Genomic DNA, 316 nt, shown 5'->3' with positions numbered 1-316 from the left:
CCCCCCCCCCCCCCCCCCCCCCCCCCCCCCCCCCCCCCCCCCCCCCCCCCCCCCCCCCCCCCCCCCCCCCCCCCCCCCCCCCCCCCCCCCCCCCCCCCCCCCCCCCCCCCCCCCCCTTTTTCAAGCACAAGACGGCATACGAGATCAGGCGCCATGTCTCGTGGGCTCGGAGATGTGTATAAGAGACAGGAGTACGAGTAGTGGTAGTAACCGCCGCCGTTGGCGCACGAGCCCATCGAGATGACCCAGCGCGGCTCGGCCATCTGGTCGTACACCTTGCGCAGAGCGGGGGCCATCTTGTTGCACAGCGTGCCGG

1 pseudogene is annotated in these 316 nt (G+C 74.7%); it reads right to left on the bottom strand.

What is annotated here, in order from left to right:
* Positions 1-182: 182 nt before the first annotated feature.
* Positions 183-316: pseudogene (locus JHD73_RS28520) on the bottom strand (NADH-quinone oxidoreductase subunit B); the annotation flags it as partial.

Source organism: Ralstonia sp. ASV6, from assembly GCF_016429285.1.
In the GTDB taxonomy this organism is placed as follows: Bacteria; Pseudomonadota; Gammaproteobacteria; order Burkholderiales; family Burkholderiaceae; genus Ralstonia; species Ralstonia flaminis.
This window is presented reverse-complemented; position numbering and strand designations above follow the sequence as displayed.